4 protein-coding genes are annotated in these 21,857 nt (G+C 46.1%); all 4 read left to right on the top strand.

Features of this window, described 5'->3' with window-relative positions:
• Positions 1 to 40: 40 nt before the first annotated feature.
• The 4 genes from HP568_RS25840 to HP568_RS25855 all read left to right on the top strand — a co-directional run bounded on the left by HP568_RS25840 (position 41) and on the right by HP568_RS25855 (position 21,820).
• A complete protein-coding gene (locus tag HP568_RS25840; protein WP_173630609.1) occupies positions 41 to 8,443 on the top strand; it encodes a type I polyketide synthase in 8,403 nt (2,800 codons plus the stop codon).
• A gap of 89 nt (positions 8,444 to 8,532) precedes the next feature.
• Entirely contained in the window at positions 8,533 to 9,189 is a 657-nt protein-coding gene (locus tag HP568_RS25845; RefSeq protein ID WP_173630610.1) for an HAD family hydrolase, read from the top strand.
• 21 nt (positions 9,190 to 9,210) lie between these two features.
• Positions 9,211 to 13,554, top strand: a complete 4,344-nt coding sequence (locus HP568_RS25850) for a type I polyketide synthase (RefSeq protein ID WP_173630611.1) — start codon at positions 9,211 to 9,213, stop codon at positions 13,552 to 13,554.
• Entirely contained in the window at positions 13,547 to 21,820 is an 8,274-nt protein-coding gene (locus tag HP568_RS25855) for a hybrid non-ribosomal peptide synthetase/type I polyketide synthase (RefSeq protein ID WP_173630612.1), read from the top strand. Before HP568_RS25850 ends, HP568_RS25855 begins: the two co-directional genes overlap by 8 nt.
• Positions 21,821 to 21,857 lie beyond the last annotated feature (37 nt).

Raw genomic sequence — 21,857 nt, forward strand, 5'->3', positions numbered from 1 at the left:
CTGCTGTATACAAATTTGAAAAGGGAAATGGGAGTTTATCATGGGGTATAAATATGACGATCAGACGTATACAGGGTTAGAGATTGCTGTCATTGGCATGGATTGTAAATTTCCAAAAGCCGAGGATGTTCACCAATTTTGGGACAATCTCAAGAATGGAGTCGAAGGGGTATCTTTCTTTTCGGATGAGGAAATGATTCAATCCGGAATCGATCCAGCTCTATGCAACGATCCGAATTATGTGAAAGCAAAAGGGTATCTGGAAGGGATAGACTATTTTGATTCTACCTTCTTTGAATATACCCCCCGTGAAGCAACCGTACTGGACCCGCAAATTAGAGTTTTTCACGAAGTGGTAATGAACGCCTTGGAAAATGCGGGCTATAATCCTGAAACGTACAAGGGCCAAATCGGTCTGTACGCAGGAAGTACCGAAAATGTGAATTGGCTGCTGAGACAGTTGCTGGTTGATGAGAACCCCACTTTCAATTTAAGCTATCGTGAGTATTTATGTACGTCCATTTCCTACAAATTAAAGTTGAAGGGTCCAAGCGTCTCCGTACTAAGCGCATGCTCAACGTCATTGGTTGCAGTTCATCTCGCCAGCCAGGCATTATTAAACGGCGAATGCAGCATAGCGATTGCGGGCGGCGTACACATTTCCCTTCCGTCAAAAAAAGGCTATTACTATTCCAATGATCTCATTTACTCGCCTGATGGTCATTGTCGCGCGTTTGATGTCTCTTCGACAGGAACGCTCGTTAGTGACGGAGCAGGAGTCGTCGTCTTGAAAACATTGCAGGACGCGATAAAAGACCAGGACCATATTTATGCCATTATAAAAGGATCGGCGATCAATAACGACGGGCATCGTAAAGCGGGTTTTTCCGCGCCTAGTATTCAGGGACAAAAAGAAGTCATCGAGGCAGCTCTCCACATGGCGGAGGTAGATGCGGAATCAATCACGATGCTGGAAGCTCATGGGACAGGAACCAAGATCGGTGATGCCATCGAAGTGGAAGCTCTCAAAAGGGCGTATCAAACGAATAAAAGAGCATACTGCGCCATCGGTTCGGTTAAATCAAATATTGGGCATCTGAATGAAGCGGCTGGTATTGCAGGCATGATCAAAACGATTCTTTCGTTGGCAAACAGGCAAATTCCGCCGTCCCTTCATGTTTTGAACCCGAATCCTAAAATAGAGTTTGAGAATACTCCTTTTTTTGTAAATCATTCTTTGATGGATTGGCATACGACAGATCAACCTCGACGAGCAGCAGTCAGCTCCTTTGGAATTGGCGGAACGAATGCACATGTAATCCTTGAGGAAGCGCCAATGCTTGAAAAGCAAGCGGCCACGGATGAACCTCAATTGTTTGTCTTTTCTGCCAAAACAGAAAGCGCTTTGCAGCAGCAGATCAACCGCTTCAAAAATCACTTGAAACAACAGCCTGATATTGACCTGCGCGATGCGGCTTATACGCTTCAGGTAGGGAGAATGGCTTTGTCAAATCGTTTTTATTTGACTGCCGAAAGCTTCCAGGAGCTTTTCCATCAGTTAGATACGAAAAAGCTTTGGGTCAGAACACCGGAAAAAGGGGAAAAATCTATCCTCTACCTCATTCCGGAAATTTCCGGTGATCTACAAAGCGTTCAATTGGCCCTCTCGTTATACCAAAAGCATCGGCTGTTTCGAGAGGAAGTCACGCAATGCCTAAGCAAATTAGGTTCGAACAGTAAGGTCGATTTACGCCAATTGTTCGATCCAGGTGAAAAAGGGAGTCTGCAACTTCAAGCGATTCATTTTCTTTTTGCTTATGCTTTTGCAAAAGTAATGTTTACTTACCATGAGCAACCCTTTGGCATACTTGGATTCAAGAGTGGAAATTTGGTAGCCGCCACTCTAGCGGAAGCCGTGGCTATCGAGCATTCGTTTGCGGCATTCATGGGTAATGAGATCACAGCGATTACGGAAAACCAGATTCGCCAGCTTCGGATTCCCATGTTTTCTCCTGTAAATGGCGAAAAGCTTTCCGGAGAACAATTGAAGGACCGAGCTTTTTGGAGTACAGTACTGAATGCTTCGCTTTCCATACCAAAAGGAGTTTCCACACTCTGCCAAACTCCGAAGATGGTGGTGGCTTTCCTAGGAAATAAGGAAAATGGAATTGGTGATCACACAGATTTGCCCATGCACGAGTGGATTTCTTTATGTACGAGCAGCATGGAAGAAAGGCCCTCGGAAGCCTTTGTTTTGAAATGGATCGGGGAATTATGGAGTTCAGGAGTAAGCATCCATTGGGAAGCTTTACATAAAAAGGGGGCTAATGGACGCATCCCTTTGCCTACTTATCCTTTTGAGCGGAATCGCTACTTTTTGGATGATGACCCGGTACAGATCGGGAAAACCTTCCTGCAACAGGTCAAGGATCAATCATTGGTCCAAAAGGGCGTATCGGATTGGTATTACGTGCCGACATGGAAAAGAGGTTCTCTTTCCAGTTTGCCTACTGGGAAAACGAAACAGCGATCTGCTATCATTTTCCATGATGTAGAGCTGAATGCGACGATTTTGGAAGCGTGCAAACGGCATTATAAAGAGCCGTTTTTTGTAGCGCGCGGGTGTCCTCCTGTCTCTGAGGGGGATAACGGTTATCTGTTAGGGGAAACGAGTAAAAGAGGCTTCAGCGATATTTTACAAGCATACTATCAGAAAACCAAAAACGAACCGGATGCGATCCTCTACTTTTCCCTTATCCAGGATGATTTCATTGAAGAGGATCAGATGCAGGCCGAAAGTATACTGGAAGAAACTTATTATGGCTTTCTGCATCTCGTCCAGGCACTAGATGAAATCAAAGGATCTACGGCGATTCAACTCTCTGTCGTTGCGAATCGTCTTTTTGACGTGCTTGGCGATGAAGAGATTAACCCTTGGAAAGCAACATTGCTGGGTTTAGTCCGTGGCATTCCATTGGAATTTCCTGATAGGAACTGCCAGTTGATTGATATTTCTGGCCAGGAGCAGCTAGTCGCCTCTGGAATGGTCGAGATGCTTTTGTGCGAAATGGAAGGAAGTCAAGAGGACCTGTTTGCTTTGCGAGGAAAATCAAAATGGCTTCCTCTCTATGAGCGTACATCTTTGGAAACCCATTCAACCCTGAAGCTTATCGACGGGGGCACTTACCTGATTTCTGGGGGTACAGGTGGGATTGGATTGGAGTTGGCCGCTTATATCGCCAGTCACTGTAAGGCCAGTATTATTCTGCTTGGGCGATCATTCTTTCCTGCGAAGGATGAGTGGGGGAAATGGCTCCAAGATCACGGAAAGCAAGACTCCATCTCAGCCAAGATCAAACGGATTCAGGAGATCGAACGAAGCGGCGCACAAATTTACGTCTACCAGGCGGATGTTTCTGATTTCTCTACTCTTGCCTCGACTCTGTATTGTGCTCAGGAGGAAGTTGGCCCCGTTCAAGGTGTGATTCATGCGGCAGGACTTCCGGGCAGCGGCCTTATCCAGCAGATAAGCAAGGAGACGATGCACCAGGTCATCATGTCAAAGACAATGGGATGCATCAACTTAAATCGACTTCTGCGGGAAAACAACTTGGACTTTTTCGTGCTGTGCTCGTCTATCAGTACGATTTCCCCGATTATCGGGCAGTCTGATTATAATGCCGCCAATGCCTTTTTAGATGCGTATGCCGAGTATTGTAACCGGGAAGGGAAGCAGGCAATCACCAATGTGAAATGGGATGTTTGGAAAAAGGTAGGGATGGCGGTACAGTCTGGGTTATCGACCGCTCCTAGAAAAGAGCTTGAACATCCGCTCTTTGAATACCGTTTTCAGGCGGGTGACAAAGAACTGTTCTATTCAAAACTAAGCCTGCATCGTCATTGGGTTTTGCAGGATCATCGTACCAATGAACATGGAGTGCTATCAGGAACGACATTGCTTGAAATGGTTCGGGAAGCCGCTGATAACAGTATGCTGAAAAAGCCCTATCTCCTCCGACAAGTGCATTTCCACACGCCGATAACCGTGCGCGAGGAAGAGGAAAAAGAAGTCTTGCTCCTCTTTACTAAAAACAAGGAAAGCTATGACTTTATCATATACAGTCGTTTTCATCATGACGAGCATACGTGGATTCCTCATGTTACCGGCACAATTGAAGCTGCCCAGCAGTCTGCAAGCACGATGGATCTGGAAGCTTTGAAGGAAAGCTGCGGAGACAAGCATGTACTGTTTACCGAAGCGGATCATCAAAAGCATGGAGGATATCTGAATTTTGGGAAGAGATGGCGCAATATTCGCGAAGTTATGGCGGGGTCAGATGAAGGGGTAGCCATCATTGAGTTGCCTGAAACGTATCAAGCCGATCTGGACGATTATCATTTGCATCCTGGTATGCTGGATACAGCGACAAGCTTTTTGCTCGGCTTTCTCAATAAACAGAAGATGTTTATTCCCTTGTCCTACGAATCAATTGCCGTCTATGGCAAAATGCCGCGCCGCATATACAGCTACAGCAAATATTTGGACAGCCGTTTTCCGCAGGAGGACTTGGCGAGTTTCGATATTCAGATCATGGATGAGTTCGGAAATGTGATCATTGATATCCGAAACTATACCGTAATCGCGATATCCGAATCTGTTGCAGACCGGATCAGTGACGGAAAGAAGCACAGTATACAGATTAATCTAGATAAATGGATGGACGCTGATGCTCACGGAGACGATTCCAGCCCAATCGGAATCTTGCCGGAAGAGGGGCGTGAAATATTTGGAAAAATACTGACGTCCGGTGTTTCCAACCTGATCATTTCCACGATCGACATCGAAACCCGTTTACGTAAAAGCCATCACAGCACAGCTAATGGATGGAACGGATATGAACAGTCAGCAAGCAAAAAGATTCAGGCAAAACGACCACCGTTGTCTGTTGAGTATGTTCCTCCCCAAACGGATATCGAAAAAGCGCTGTGTACCATTTATGAAAACTATTTAGGAATGGCTCCTATTGGTATCGCAGATGACTTTTTTGAGCTGGGTGGAGATTCTCTCAAGGCGATACATGTTAGCACGAACATCAGAAAGCAGTTTGATAGCAATATCACGTTGACGGATTTATTCCAGTATAAAACGATCAAAAACGTAGCTGAATTCATCAAAAGCAGAAACCAAGTCGGACAATATCAAATAGCACCCGTCGAGGTTCAACCACACTACAAGACATCGCTTGCACAAAGACGCATCTTTTTCTTACAGGGTCTGATGCCAGATACGGTGGGATACAATGAATCGACTGCCGTTTTGCTGGAAGGGCCGATTCATCTCAGAAAAATTGAAGAGATATTTGCCAAAATGATTGAGCGGCACGAAAGCTTACGCACTTCGTTTCAGGTACTGGAAGGTGAGATTGTCCAAATTGTACACCCCAGTATTGACTTCGAAGTGATTTGCTTGGAGTCCGATGAACATTCGGTTGAGCAAGATCTCGAGAAGTTTATTCAACCGTTCGATCTGGCGAGGGCGCCTCTTTTCCGAGTGGGATTAATCAAAATTGGAGAACAAAAGAGTATTCTGGCAGTGGACATCCATCATATTATTTCGGATGGAACATCCATTAGCTTATTGGTGAAAGATTTTTCAGAATTGTACAGGAACGTTTCGCTTCCTCCATTGAACGTCCAGTATAAGGATTACGCGGAGTGGCAGCACGATTTTGCACGGTCAACCGCTTATCGGGCACAAGAGGCCTATTGGTTGAATAAGCTGGGGGGAGCATTGCCTGTCCTGCAGCTGCCGACGGACTTCCCTCGCCCGGCATCCCTTAGCTTCCATGGTGATCGGATTAGTCTGGAGCTTGATCAACAATTGAGTGAGGGAATCAAGAAGTTTTCTCAGGAGAATCAGGTCACCTGGTTTATGACGATGTTGGCTGCGTATTATGCATGGCTGGCGAGACTCAGTGGGGACTCAGATATCCTGGTAGGAATTCCGCAAGCAGGCCGAAACCATGATGAGCTGAAAGAGATCGTAGGCATGTTTGTCAATTCCCTTGTTCTGCGTAATAAGCCAGAGAGGGAGAAAAGCTTCCTTGAATTGCTTCACGAAGTAAAAACGAGTTTATTGGAAGCGTTGGAAAATCAGGATTTTCAAATCGAACAGATATTGGATCAACTGGATTTTAAGCGTGACCCAAGCCGTACATTCTTATATGATACGATCTTCAATTACCAGAGCATGAAGAATCAGACGGAAAGTGAAGGAACGTATTACGAGGACATAAAGTTATCGGCCTACCCGGTCACGGTAAAAACAACAAAAGCGGATCTGAATATTCATTTATACGAAACTGCCGCAGGGATTTATCTGGAATGTTACTACAGGACGGACTTGTTCAAGCAGGAGACAGTCCAATACATGTTTACCGAGTACCGCAAATTGCTTGAATGCATCATCCAAAAACCCAACCTGCAGATTGGCGAATTGCCAATATTGAAACAGAGCGAGGGCTTGCACAGGGAGAATGGTGTTGTGCCGCTTTGCAAGTACCAGCCCTTTTCTTTCAAGGAGTCTACTGCCGCTCTTGTAAAACGGTTTGAAGAGCAGGTGGCCACCTATCCGAATCATATCGCTGTCAAACATAACTTCGATACTTTGGAATATGGACAGCTCAATGCAAAAGTAAATCAGATTGCCCGAAAAATTTTAGAGCACTGCTCTCCAGAAAGCGCACAAACACCAGTTGCCCTTTTATTTGGGAACACACTCGAAATGGTAGTTGCCTTGATGGGTGCGTTGAAGGCAGGGGTTCCGTTCGTGCCGCTGGATCGAAGTGCTCCAATTGAGCGGTTGGCTTATATGATCGACGATGCGCAATCGAGCATTCTTTTGACCGATTCGGAAAACATAATCTTGGCTGGTGAAGTTGTAGAGAAGATCAACCAGAAAATCCAAACGATCAATTTGACGGACGGAACCAGTAGCATTTCAGAAGAGAATTTGGATCTAAGCATAAAAGGCGAAGCAATTGCATTTATCCTCTATACTTCTGGCTCGACAGGAAGACCGAAGGGGGTCATGCAGAGCTATCAAAACGTCTATTACTATCTTTCACAGTTCACCCAGGTATTGAAGGTCCATCAACGTGATCATATCGCATTGTTGACATCGTACAGTCATGCGATCGGCATCTTGGATATATTGGGAAGCTTGTTAAATGGGGCTACTTTGCATCTCTATGACATCAAGCTGGACGGTAGTATGACGCGATTCGCCAATTGGTTAAATCAGGAACGAATCACATTGTTCCACTCCGTTCCATCCGTGTTCCGCTTTTTTATGAAGAACCTGGATGACAGCATACGACTTCCTCATATTCGCATGGTTTTATTAGGAGGAGAGGTCGTGTCCGGCACGGATTTTGAGTTTTACAAACAAAAACACGCGGATGACTGCTTGTTTGTCAATTTCCTGGGTTGTTCGGAATTGATGGTCATTTCATTTTTCATCATGAACAAGGATATGGCAGTCCATCCTGCAAAAATTCCAGCCGGGTATGTCGTCGATGGCATAAATTTGCGCATTCTTAACGAAAACAACCAGGAAGTGAGTATTTACGAATCCGGGCAACTCTACTATCAAAGCGAGTATCTCTCTCCTGGGTACTGGAACCGCGCAGAAGAAACAGAGAAGGCTTTTGCATACGATTTGCACACAGGTGAGGGTCGATTGTACCGAAGCGGAGACTACGGCAGATTATTGCCAGATGGTTGCTTGGAATACAACGGCAGAAACGATTCCCAGTTGAAAATCAGAGGCTACAGGGTTGATTTGAATGAAGTAGAAAGTGTCATCGACGGATTGGATTGCATGGTAAAGAGTGTTGTCAAATCAACCGAGGATGCGAACAACGAACCGGTCATCGTTTCTTACTACGTATTGAAGGAACACGTATCAGAGAAAGAGATCATCGGTATGGTGAAGGAATTATTACCGAGCTACCTTGTTCCGCAATATTGGATGGAATTGCAATCGTTTGCCATGGTCGGACCGAATAAAATCGACCGCAGTGCATTGCCAGCCTTGAATGTCAACACGCCAAAGAGCTCCCGTACGGCTCCACCGCAAAATCGCATGGAAGAACTGCTCCTAAAAATATGGCAAGAAACATTAGGAAAAGAGCAGATCGGAGTAGACGATGGATTTTTTGAGGTTGGTGGTCACTCGTTGATGTTGATGCAAGTTCAAAACAATCTGGAGAAGGAACTGCAAACAACGATTGAGATGGCCGATTTGTTCAAATATCCAACCATACGTTCGTTGGCTTTGTTTTTACAAGACAAGCAGCAGAACAAAAATGATTATTTGCAGCAAAGCATGCAGCGGGGCGAGCTTAGAAAAAGCCTGCGCCAGCAACGGGGAAAACGGTAAAAGGCCATCGGGGAGACAGGAAATCGGGGCGCCTCGCGCTCCGGGTGACTCCTCCTGCTTTGGACATTTGAAGGGTAAAGGAGAAGGGTATGCAAAAAAGTGTCGTGTTTGACTTCGATGGAGTGATTATTGATTCGCTAGAAGTACAGCGTAAGGCATTCTTTGATAGCTTTCAGCTCGTTTCCAATGGTCCGCTTCCCTCTTTTGAGGAGTTTCTGGGGCACAGTGGGGATTCCATTCCCAACATTTTCGGTAAAATGAACCTGCCACTAAGCATGGTTGAACATTATCGGAGAATAGCCAGCTCCAATATCCATCTTATTGAGATTGTGGAGGGGATGGAGGAGATTTTGCGCTTCATCCAAAACGAAGGATGGAAATGCGGATTATGTACGGGAAAAGATCGCAAGCGAACCATCCACATCCTGAAAGAATTCGAGCTGATTGATTATTTTGACACAGTGGTCTGTTCGGATGATGTAACCCATCCGAAGCCGCATCCGGAAAGCCTTCTGCTCGCCATCGAGCAACTGCACTCCACTGTTGAACACTCTGTATTTGTTGGAGACGGAAAAAACGATCTCATTTGTGCCAGAGAGGCGGAGGTCAAAAGCATTGCGGTCGCATGGGGCCATAATTCGGTAGAAGTGCTCCAGCAAGAATCGCCTAGCTATTTTGCCTATAGCGTCGATGAACTCAGACATGCGTTGCAAACCCTTTTTCAGCATCCAAGAGTTTCATTATGAAAAGCGGGAGTGATGTGAGTGATGGATGAAGATGTAATCCATTCAAAAATTGCCATCATTGGCATGGCCTGCCGTGTTCCCGATGCCGATACCCCTTTGGCTTTTTGGCGAAATATCGTCAACGGTGTGGAATCCATCAAGACGTTTACAGATGAGGAGTTAAGGGATGCAGGTATTCCGGTCAATCTCCTCAACGACCCTCAATATGTAAAGAGAGGAGCTATCCTCAAAGATACAGAGTATTTCGATGCAGGCTTTTTCCGTTATTCAGAAAAGGATGCAGAGATTACCGACCCGCAGCACCGTGTCTTTCTCGAATGTGCCTGGGAGGCGCTAGAAGATGCTAGCTGTGTGCAGGACATAGAGCAGCAAGTGGTAGGAGTTTACGCCAGCTCTTGCATCAGTAGCTATTTTTTGCGTCTTTATTCAGATCCGGAACTTGTGCAAAGACTGGGGCACGCGCAAATCGGCATTGGCAATGAAAAAGATTTTTTGGCATCCAAAGTTTCGTTTAAATTGGGTTTGCGTGGACCTTCCGTCAACGTGCAAACGGCATGCTCCTCCTCCTTGGTCGCAGTCCATTTAGCTAGTCAAAGTCTATTGAATGGCGAGTGTGACATTGCATTGGCAGGGGGCGTGACGATCCGAAGTGAGCAAACAGGAGGGTATGTCTTCCAAAAAGAAGGCATGGTCTCCCCAGATGGTCATTGTCGTGTCTTTGATACAGATTCCGCAGGCACTGTTTTTGGAAATGGGATCGGGATTGTTGTTTTGAAGCGCTTGGCGGATGCCATTCGTGATCGCGACAACATACAGGCTGTCATCTGCGGTACTGCCGTCAATAATGACGGAGATGAAAAGATTGGGTATACTGCGCCGAGCCCAATCGGACAAGCGCAAGTCATTCATGAGGCGCTGACGGTTGCCAACGTCTCTCCACGTGAAATCAGTTACATTGAAACGCATGGAACTGGGACTGAACTGGGTGACGCAGTTGAAATAAAGGCGCTTAAAGAAGTATTTCAAGCAGAAGCAACCCAGCCCCAATTTTGCGCCATCGGGTCTGTCAAACCCAATATCGGCCACTTGGATACCGCAGCAGGCATCATTGGCTTGATCAAAACGACTCTTGCCTTGAAGCATCAAGTGATTCCGCCTTGCATTAACCATGAGCAGCCGAATCCCAAGCTGTCATTCGAACAAAGTCCGTTTTATGTGAACACAAAGCCTCGTTTATGGAAAGAAGTGAGCCATTCCCCAAAGGGAGGCGTTAGTTCTTTTGGAATTGGAGGGACAAATGCCCACGTAATTTTGGAAGAGGCTCCTTCCTTTCCTTCAGATGCTTCTTTTAGACAGCAGCATCTCTTATTGTTTTCAGCTAAAACGGAGAAGGCATTAGAGAATGCTTGCAAGAAAATGGCGCAATTTTTCCGTGAACATCCCCGACTTCCCCTTGCGGATGTGTCCTATTCATTGCAAACTGGGCGTGTTCATTTTCCTTATCGAAAAATGATAGTTTGCTCTTCAGTCGCAGAAGCTGTTCACTCGCTTGAAACAGGAAGGGGCGACGTATCCAAAAGTGAAAAAGAAGAGCTGCGTACTGGGCTTCTGTTTTCGCCGCAAAGTCAAGCGATTCTCAAAATTGGGTACGAGCTGTACCGGACTGAAAAGGGCTTTGCCCGTATCATTGATGGCTATCTCCATGCCTGGACAACATCAGGAACAGTTGATGTACCCAGCATCGAGAGCATCTTGAAGGGTAGTGGGCTTGATAATCGTGTGGACAAGCTGGACTCTATGTGTGTGGAAATGAGTCAGTTCATTTACCAATGCGCATTGGCTGACTTTATGGTTTCTCTCGGAATCAAACCTCATGTGGCGATTGCGGAGGGGACAGGCATATTCTCCGCTGTCTATCATGCGAAGCTATTATCTATGAATGATCTGGTTAGAATCATTGTTCTAAAACACAAGTGGCTTCATTCTGCAAAGGAACAACAAAGCCGGATGGAAGAAGAACTCGCTTTTGTATTACGGACGATAAGAGTGGGGGGGAATGATCTGGAGGTTATATCCAGCGGATCTCCCATCACGAACGAGCTGATTCGTGACACAGATTTTTGGTTGTACAACATGCAACAAATCTCTGTTACATCTTCAATGGAGAACTACCTCATGGAGAGGGACATTCCCCTTCTAATTGAGATGGGGATGAAGCATCGGGATTGGTCTGAATGCGAACCTCTACCTGTCATCCAACTGTTGCGTTCGCAAGAAATGACGGAATCGACAGAATGGTATTTTCATAACAGTCTAGGGGAGATATGGAAGCAAGGGGGCTCCATTCATTGGAAAGAACTGTATTCTGGCGAGAACAGAAACCGTCTGTCCCTCCCCACCTATGCCTTTGACAGAGACAAGTATTGGTTTGAGAAGAAAGATCGAGCGACACAACAACATGCCATTCGTAAAAATGAGCTGGAGAATTGGTTGTATCGTCCCGTATGGAAACAGCACAACGGATCGGGCCGTACACGTATGGACGACCAGTCTGATTCCTATTTAATCTTTACTGATACTAGCGGAATAGGAGAAGGAGTTAAGCAAGCCCTGTTAGCAAAAGGAAAACGGGTGTGTACCGTAAAAGCTGGCCGTTCATTTTTCAAGCTGGCTCCACATGAGTACGAGATTCATCCGGAAGAGACCGAGCAGTATCTCACGTTGTTACGAGAAGTTTTTCAACCGGGACAGGTCTGGAAAATCGTTCACATGTGGAGTCTTTTAGATGAGCCCTCGTTTTTTGAAAAGGATGTCTCCCAGCATGTACAGACGCCTACTTTTTACAGCTTATTGCACATGGGCAAATCTTTTGGGATGCTTGATCCTCAGCAGCCGATTCAGTTATTTGTTATCGCATCTGCGTCTCAGTCCATTATTGGGAACGAAGCTTTGTCGCCGTATTATGCTACTGCCTTCGGAGCTGTCCAGGTCATACCACAAGAATTTGGAAATGTCCATTCCGCATATTTGGAAATTTCGGCGGAAGAGTTCCAGAAGCAGGAACAGATCGGCATGAAATTGCTCGTTGAGGAGCTGGTCAAACAAGACCCGGAAAAAATGATGGCCATCCGCTACCGTCACAAATGGGTACGAACGTACGAACCCATTCGCTTAGATCTGCCCGTTGCTTCTGATCGTAAAGCTAGAGGGGTGCATCTGGTTTTAGGAGGTTTGGGCGGGATTGGCTTGACAGCAGCAAGCGCGCTGGCTCATCAGGGTCCAGCTACAATTATTTTGACTGGACGCTCACAGTTCCCTCGGGAAGAACACTGGCAGGAGTATCTGGCCAACTCTCCTGACAGCGATCCTACCCATCAGAAAATTCGCGAAGTCATGCAACTGAAAGCACTGGGCGCACAGGTTCATCTGTATCAGGTAGATGTAAGCGATGAAGCACAAATGAAGGCCCTATTGGAAGAGATCGACGAGAGGTTTGAACAGATTGACGGTGTTATCTTCTCAGCGGGCAGAGTCGTAAGCGATTTCTTCCAGCACTCGATTGCCCATATCAATCGGAGCATGTGTGAAGCAGAGTTTTCTGTGAAAATAAGAGGTATCCTCATTCTTGAAAAGCTCATTAGAGATAGAGAGATTGCGTATTGCATGGTGAACTCTTCCCTCTCTTCGATTCTCGGTGGGATTGGACTGGTTGCCTATACGGCGGCCAACCAATTCATGGATAGTTTTGTCCAAAAGATGAATCAAGAGCAGAGTCAAACCAGATGGATGTCCGTCGGCTGGGATGCTTGGAACTTCTCGGTTTCTGATTCAGGCAACCGTACAGCTGCGAGTGAACGTATGGAACAACTGATCACTCCCGCAGAAGGTAGACAAATTTTTGCTTATTTGTTCTCTCTCATCCATCATGAAGAGCATGTCATTGTTTCCACAACAGACCTGGAGCCAAGGCTCGCCCTCTGGGTCAACCGGCCCCGATACAAAGGGGAACGGCTTAAGAGTCAAGGGCGGAAAGAGTTGTCCATGGAGATGTTGCTTCAAGAAACGATTCAAGATTACATTGGGAATACGAAAATGGGCCTGGACGACAATTTCTTTGATGCAGGAATCACTTCGATGGATATTGTGGGGATCAATGATATCCTCCAGAAGACCATGGATAAGCCCGTTCTGATTTCTTCTTGGTTTGAATATCCGACCATTCGCAAGCTGGCCGGGTATTTGAAAGGGCAAGACAAGGGAATGGAAGCAAACGATCTCGGCTTTGATCGCTCCGAGATAGTCCATAAAGGGATCGATAAATTAAAAATGCTGCGAAAAAAGGGGAAGGAGGTTCGAAATGGCTGAGACTCGAAACTTCAACGGCTTGGAAATCGCCGTGATCGGCTTATCCTGCCGCTTTCCGGGAGCAAACAATCGCCAGCAATTCTGGAATAACATCAAGGATGGATTGGACTCTGTTACGTTTTTTACCGATGAAGAGGTCAAAGCAGAAGGAGTACCGCCTGAACTCATTCAGAATAAAAACTATGTAAAAGCGGGCGCGATCATCGATCAGTTTGAATATTTCGACGAACGTTTTTTTGGATATAGCCCCAAAGATGCCCTGGTCATGGACCCGCAGGTTCGGCTGTTTCACGAGGTTGCCTGGGAAGCCATGGAAGACGCCGGATATATTCCTGACAGTTATTCCGGATTAATCGGCGTTTTTGCAGGGGCATCGAGCAATTATAACTGGAATGCCAGAGTTTATTCCTATGAAGGGGAGCATCGCGATCTCTTCTCCGAAATCCAATTGAGCAACAAAGATTTTCTCGCCTCACGAATTTCCTACAAATTCAATTTAAAAGGACCCAGCTTAACACTAACGACCGCTTGCTCCACGTCGTTAACTGCCATTCATACTGCCTGCCGCAGTTTACTTAGTGGCGAATGTGACATGGCGCTCGCTGGGGGCATTTCCATTTTGATTCCGAATAAAAGCGGATATCTGTATGAAGAAGGGCTCTTTCTATCGAAAGACGGACGAATTCGTGCCTTTGACGAAAAAGCATCAGGCATCTTGTTTGGAAACGGGATCGGGGTGGTCGTGTTAAAGCCGCTAGAAAATGCACTGGCGGATAAAGACCATATTTGGGCCATTATTAAGGGGAGTGCCATCAACAACGATGGAAACCGTAAAGCGGGATATATGGCGCCAAGTGTTGAGGGACAGAGAGAAGTCATTCAAAGCGCATTGCAACTCTCCGATGTAGAGCCGGAGAGCATCTCGTACATTGAAACCCATGGGACCGGGACACAACTGGGTGATTCCATCGAGTTTACAGCGCTAAAACAAGTTTTTCATGATCGGCAAACCAAATGTGTTTTGGGCTCGGTCAAAAACAATATTGGCCATCTGGATGCAGCATCGGGTGTGGCGGGCTTCATGAAGACCGTACTCGCTCTGAAACACCGCCAGATCCCTCCCATGATCCATTTTTCGAAGAGCAATCCGATTTTGGAAATGGAGAAAAGTCCGTTCACAATCAACACAAAGTTGAGTGAGTGGAGCGATGGGCCATTTCCTTTACGGGCGGGGATTAGCTCGTTTGGCGTTGGGGGGCAAAATGCGCATTTGGTTTTGGAGGAAGCCCCTGAGGTCGACGAGTCGGTGAAGGATGAGCAGCAGCCTCACCTTATTTTACTGTCCGCCCAAAACAGCGAATCGCTGGAAAAGATGGCCGAAAACCTGGCGAAGCATGTGGAGGAACATCCCCAGACAAGGTTGCGTGATATTGCCTATACATTGCAAATGGGACGAAAATCTTTTGAATATCGCAAGCCAATCGTTTGCCAAAGCAGCGCGGAGCTGATCCGTGCTTTGAAAGATAAAAATCCCCGTCAATCACAGACTTATCGGGCAGATGGACAGCCTGAACAAATCGTGTTCATGTTCTCCGGTCAAGGATCCCAATACGTCAGCATGGGACAAGAACTCTATGCAAAGGAGGAGATTTTCCGGAAGCACCTCGATCATTGTTTCGCTATCCTCCAACGATACTCGGAAGTCGATTATCGCTCCATTCTGTTTCCAAAAGATAATGATCGGGATCAAGCCAGGGAAGCGATAGCCAGTTTGGATCATGGACAAGTCATTCTGTTTGCTTTTGAATACGCATTAGCCCGGTTATTGATGGAATGGGGAATACAACCAGATGTTGTGATCGGGTACAGTTTGGGCGAATATATTGCGGCGACGATTGCGGGGCTGTTTACCCTAGAACAGGCGATTCAACTGGTTGTCAAACGTGGGGAGTTATTTCAGCTACTGCCGGATGGATTGATGCTCAGTATTCCGCTTTCGGTAGAGGAAGTGACTCCTTTCTTGTCTGAATCACTGGAAATTGCCATTGATAACCAAGTGTCTTGCGTAGTTGGCGGACCCAAACATTTGGTATTGGACCTAGAAGAGAAGCTGAAACAAAATAAATGGATCTGCACACCTCTTCCTTTTCCGAAAGTGATTCATACGTCACGGGTCGAATCGATATTGGATGATTACCAGGCGGCCTTTCAACCAGTTGCGTATCAGCAGATGCAGATTCCGTTTATCTCCAGTGTAACAGGAGACTGGGCAGGGAAAGAAGCTCTGGGCACCAGCGAATATTGGATCAATCAGCTAAAAGATACGGTGCGGTTTACGAAGGCAATCCAGCTTCTAGCGGATCAACGCGCTATTTTTATCGAAATCGGGCCGGGGCATGATTTGAGTGCTTTGGCAAAACGAACGTTGGGCTCAGATCCCGCTCCAAAAATACTAAATCTCATCCCGTTTGCAAACAGCAATGTCTCGGAGCACCACCATTTATACAAGCGGCTCGGCAAGCTGTGGCAATACGGGGTGACCATAGATTGGAACCAATTGAATCCACAGGGAACACGAATCCCATTGCCTACTTATCCATTTATGCGAAAGAAATTCTGGTTGGAAGACACGGCACTTCAAGCCAACGCTACAAATCAATCGAAACAGATGGTAAGGAAAAACATCGAGGATTGGTATTACGTTCCGTCATGGAAGCGGCACACACCTATCCTTTCTTCCAAAAACAATGTTCACAAAGAAAAGCGGCGATTGATTTTTGCCGAACAGTCCCTGATCAGTGAGCTTCTGACGCAAAAAATAAAACAGTTGAGCGAACAATGTATCGTTGTTTATAAAAGCGAGCATCGACAGAGAATGAATGAAAACGAATTTGCGATCAATCCGAGCAAAGACGAGGATTATGGCTGGCTCTTTCAAGAATTGAAAGCGAGTTCGTTCACGCCAGATGAGACCATTCATATGTGGAGCTTGCTGCTTGAACAGGAAGAGGGCTTCACGCTATCCGATTTGGATACGTCTCTCGATAACGGGTACTATAGTTTGCTTGCCATTGCCAAGGAATTCGGCTTGCATTTCTATGAGCAATCGATGGAGTTGAAAGTCATATCAAATGGGGTCTGTGAGGTTACTGGCTTTGACGGGAAAGAACCGCAAAAGTCTATCATACTCGGACCAATCAAAGTAATTCCGCTTGAATACCCGGCGATTCGATGCAGCTTCTTTGATATTGACATCACACCGGGGTCCATGGATATGGACAAAGCTATCGATTTATTCCTCCTGCCATTTCTCTCGCAAGATTGGAACGGTGTGGTTGCTTATCAAAACAAGTATTTTTGGTTGCCAGCATATGATGCCATCTCCACTCATGCCCAGGACGGCATAGAGCTGAAGCAAGGCGGTAAGTATTTAGTAACAGGCGGTTTGGGCGGGATTGGCCTCGCCGTTGCCAAACTTTTGGCGCAAAAAGCACAGGCGACCCTGATATTAGTGGGAAGGTCTGCATTTCCTCCGAAGGAAACATGGCAGGAGTGGCTTTCGGAACACCAGCCCGATGATGGGGTGAGCCGAACAATTCGCCGGTTATTGGAAATCGAGCAATTTGGTGGGAACATTCACATCATGAATGCTGATATCAGCGACAAGAGCCAAGTTCAAGAACTAATGAAAAAAATTGATAGTCTACCTGGAGAACTGACAGGAGTGATCCATGCAGCAGGTGTGCCAGATGGGGAAATGATACAACGCTGCACACGAGAAAACGCTAAGAAGATGTTAGCAGCAAAGGTAGAAGGTACTTACTTTCTTTATGAGACTCTTCGCGAAAGGCCGCTGGATTTTTTAATCCTGTTTTCATCACTGAGTGCATACATTCCCGCAATCGGGCAGGCGGGTTACTGCGCAGCAAACTCTTTCCTGGACTCATTTGCAATTTATTGCCATGGAAATAAAAGTAATTTCCCTGTTCTGTCAATCAATTGGGAGAGATGGAGAGGGACAGGGATGGCCCGGCAAATTGAAGAGAAGCATAAACAATTGACTGGTGAGGAGCTAGAGAATGCCATAACAGAAGAAGAAGGCCTGCACATTTTTTCCCGGATAGGCACGATTCAGCTTCCGCAGGTTGTCATTTCTGCCTATGACTTGAATGAGCTCACGACCCGGTATCATGATGCGAAAATTCACCTTATTTCAGAGGAAATCGCCTTTGATTACCCTCAGCCTTGTAACACGGAAACGTATGAACGGCCTGATTTGACAACTGAATATACCGCTCCGCAAAACGAACGGGAACGAAAGATCACAGAGGTATGGGAAGCACAGTTTGGTGTGAGACCAATCGGGGTTCACGACAGTTTGTTTGAATTGGGTGGAGACTCCATTATGGCTCTCTCCATTCTGGGAAAAATCCAAAAGCTGTTCAACGAGCGCATTCCCATGGCGTATTTTCTTAACCATCCTACTGTTGGCGGCATTTCCGCCTATCTGCAACAAACCAATCCAAGTAGGGAGGGCGGGATACACTCTGTAGCGCGAAAGGACTACTATCCGCTGACATCGGTTCAAAAGCGAGTCTATTTCTTGCAAAAGATGCATCCTTTCACGACGGTATACAACAATCCCGGCGTGTATCAATTAGAGGGGGACATCGATCCGAACAGTATTGAGCAAATCTTTCAAAAGCTCATCGAACGTCATGAAATTTTCCGAACCTCCTTTGGCTTCGTAGGGCAAGAGGTAGTTCAGACTGTGCATGAAACCATTCCATTCACCATTGAGGAGCTGGTACTGCCCGAGGAAGGAATGGATGCGGCAATCTCTGGGTTTATTCGGCCGTTTGAACCGGAAAAAGCGCCCCTTATTCGGATTGGCTATGAGCGAAATAAAAACATGCTGCTCATAGATATGCATCATTTGATTTCAGACGAGATGTCCTATCAATTGTTGATCAGAGATTTCCTGTCTTTCTTTAAAGGTGAAGAATTGCCAGTTCTACCTGTGCAGTACAAGGATTACGCTGAATGGCAATCTTCGATGAAAATAAGCCCTGCATTCGACAGACAGAAACAGTATTGGCTGGATCAATTCGCGAATGGTGAGCATGAGAATAAGCTCCAGTTGCCGACGGATTTCAAGCCGCCTCTCATTCAAAGTTTTGACGGGGACTTCATTCAGTTTCACATCGATGAACAAACAACAGAACGCTTCAAGCGTATGGTGAAAAAGGAAGCCGTTACAGTAAATATGGGTCTGCTGGCTCTTTATGCTGCTCTCCTATCCAAACTGTGCCAGCAAGAAACAGTAATCGTCGGAACACCTGTGTCTGGAAGGAAACAGACGGAGCTAGAGAACCTCATCGGACCCTTTGTTGATACGGTTGCCCTAAAACTATGCGTCGATGCAGCTACCACCTTTTCAAAATTGCTGCAAGTCGTCAAGCAAACCATCTCTTCTGCATTGGATCATCAGGATTATCCATTTGAAGAGCTAATTAACAGCTTGGACATTCAGCGAGATTTGAGTAGGAACCCTTTATTTGAAACCATGTTCAGTTTTCGGGATGTCTACGACAAGACAGATCAGATCGGTGGAGTGAAGGAAATCACTTCGCTTTACAAGCATAAAACAGCCATGTTCAGCATTCGCTTTTCCGCTTGGGAGGAAGGTTCACAAATAGGTTGTGAGATTGAATATTCCACGAACCTGTTTGCAAGAAAAACGATGGAGCGTATGGCTCGTTATTTTGAAGATTTGATGAAACATGTTATAGACGAGCCATCAATAGCTTTGTCAGAAGTACAGATGGTGCCCGAGAACGAAAAACAGCAAGTGCTCGTAGGTTTTAACCAAACTCGACGACAAGTAGACCCTAGTCAAAACGTCCTGTCGTTGTTTGAGAGCCAGGTTGAAAAAAATCCAGAAAAAATAGCGATAACCATAGGTAGCTCATCTTTGAGTTACCGAGAATTGCAACATGTGGCAAACAGGTTGGCTCGTTATTTGCAAAAAAAGGGGGGAATGCGGGGAAAACCAGTGGGAATATACATCGAGCGCTCATTGGAGATGGTCATCGCTATGATGGCTGTGTTGAAAGCGGGAGGCTCGTATGTTCCGATCGATGCCAGCATTCCTCTTCAGCGTCTGCAACAGATCAAAGAAGAAGCTGGATTAGACGTGATTGTTTCCACCAGCGAATTGTTGGCAGACACCAAGCTCTATTTCCAAAGCACGGTGCTTCTGGATCAGGAGTGGGACGAAGTTTTGCAGGAATCGTCTACTCCATTGAACTTTACTGTCGAACCGTCACAGACGGCTTATATCATCTTTACATCCGGTTCCACAGGCAAGCCAAAAGGGGTTATGGTTCCGCATCGTGCATTGAGCAATTTTCTGCTATCCATGTCGAGAGAACCAGGCATGACAGCGGAGGATAAGCTTCTATCGGTGACGACCTTCTCCTTTGATATTTTTGGGCTGGAACTGTTCTTACCGCTCATTACTGGAGCGACGGTAATACTCGCAACCAAAACGGAAATGGGCGACGGGAACCAGTTAAGATTATTGCTCGAAACACACGGAATCACAGTAATGCAGGCGACACCAGCCACGTGGAAAATGATGATCATGTCGGGATGGTCAGGCAGTCCGCAATTGAAGGCTCTATGCGGCGGAGAAAGCCTGCCAACAGATTTGGCCCGGGAAATGCTCGAGAGGGTTGGATCTTTCTGGAATATGTATGGACCAACGGAAACCACAATATGGTCGACTGTTTCCGAGATTACAGATGCGGAACAGCAGACGATTGGCAAGCCCATTGACAATACGCAAATCTATATTTTAGACAGCTTCAATAAGCCCGTTCCATTGGGCGTATACGGGGAAATGTATATAGGCGGCATGGGTGTGGCCTCCGGGTATGTGAACAATCCGACGCTAACGGCTGAGAGGTTTGTAGCCAATCCATTCGATAGCGATCTGCACCCTAAGATGTACAGAACGGGAGACATCGCTCGGTTTTTGGCGGATGGCACTATTCAATGTGCGGGCAGGGTCGACGATCAGGTGAAGATCCGAGGTTTTCGCGTTGAGCTGTCCGAGATAAAAGCAATTATTTCCTCGTATCCAGGGATTCAGGACAATGTCGTGGTGCTAGATACGATGGTGGAAAATGCCGGGAAATCCGGCGGGGTTGATGACAGGTGCTTAACAAGCTACCTGGTACTAGGGACAGATAAGGCTGTCAGTTTTGGTGAGCTGAAAGGGTTCTTGCTGGAGCGTTTGCCAGTTTATATGGTCCCGCAGCAATTTTTCGTCATTGAGAAAATCCCGTTGAACAGCAACCAAAAAATAGACAGGAAAAAGCTGAAATCCCTGCAACAAATCCAACTCGTCAGTTCCAATCCATTTAAACAGCCGACTACCGAAGTGGAAGAACAGCTTACTTCCATTTGGAAAGAGCTATTGCACTTGAAGAGAATCAGCACCGCAGATTCCTACTTCGATTTAGGTGGGACATCGCTTAGCGTTGTACTGATGCAGGAAAAAGTAAAAGAAGTTTTCGAGCTGCAAATCCATGTGGCGGATATTTTTACACATCCGACTATTGAAAAATTGGCTGCCTATATCGAGATGAGCATCTCAGCATCGCAAGGAGAGGGAATGCGTGGAGTGAAACTGCCCGTCAATTACTTCTTGTCAACAAATGATCGAGGTGAAAACCTTCCGTTGGCGTTGGAATTGGCCTCAACCATCGCACAGGGCTTATTCCAAATCTCCCGGTTCCATGAGATGCGGGTCGAGGAAGTCATGCTCTCTCTGCTTTTTTATTTGTTGAAACAAGTATCAAATGAAGATTGCATTTTTATTCATCTATTGAACAAGCATGAGCAGGTCCAGACAGTGACCATTGATTTTTCCAACATGACCGATTTTGACTCACTTTTCCTGACGGTCAAGGAAAGCATCAAAAATGATAATCGTCTGAATGTACTTGCAGATCCTTACCACATGGGACGGAAACAGGATAAAACCTTGTATTTACTGTATCCGTTGACCCCTTCTGTTCCTAGCAGAGCTTTGTCTTCATTCAATGCAATCTGGAGATGGGAAGTGGACAACCAGGAAAGAATCAAGGTTTATCTGGACTACGACAGCTTGCTATTTAAAGGCACAGAATTGAAAAAAGTGGTGCAAGGCTTTGCCCATTTGGCGAAGCAATTGGTTTCAAATGTTGTTAATACGTAACAGTGTTAGCCAAGTTGGGCACGTTCTCTTAAAAGCG

Source organism: Brevibacillus sp. MS2.2 (assembly GCF_013284345.1).
Classification (GTDB): Bacteria; Bacillota; Bacilli; order Brevibacillales; family Brevibacillaceae; genus Brevibacillus; species Brevibacillus brevis_C.

Excerpts from the sequence above, each read along its gene's own strand:
- HP568_RS25840 (WP_173630609.1), top strand. The coding sequence starts at position 41 with ATGGGGTATAAATATGACGATCAGACGTATACAGGGTTAGAGATTGCT.
- HP568_RS25845 (WP_173630610.1), top strand. The coding sequence starts at position 8,533 with ATGCAAAAAAGTGTCGTGTTTGACTTCGATGGAGTGATTATTGATTCG.
- HP568_RS25850 (WP_173630611.1), top strand. The coding sequence starts at position 9,211 with ATGGATGAAGATGTAATCCATTCAAAAATTGCCATCATTGGCATGGCC.
- HP568_RS25855 (WP_173630612.1), top strand. The coding sequence starts at position 13,547 with ATGGCTGAGACTCGAAACTTCAACGGCTTGGAAATCGCCGTGATCGGC.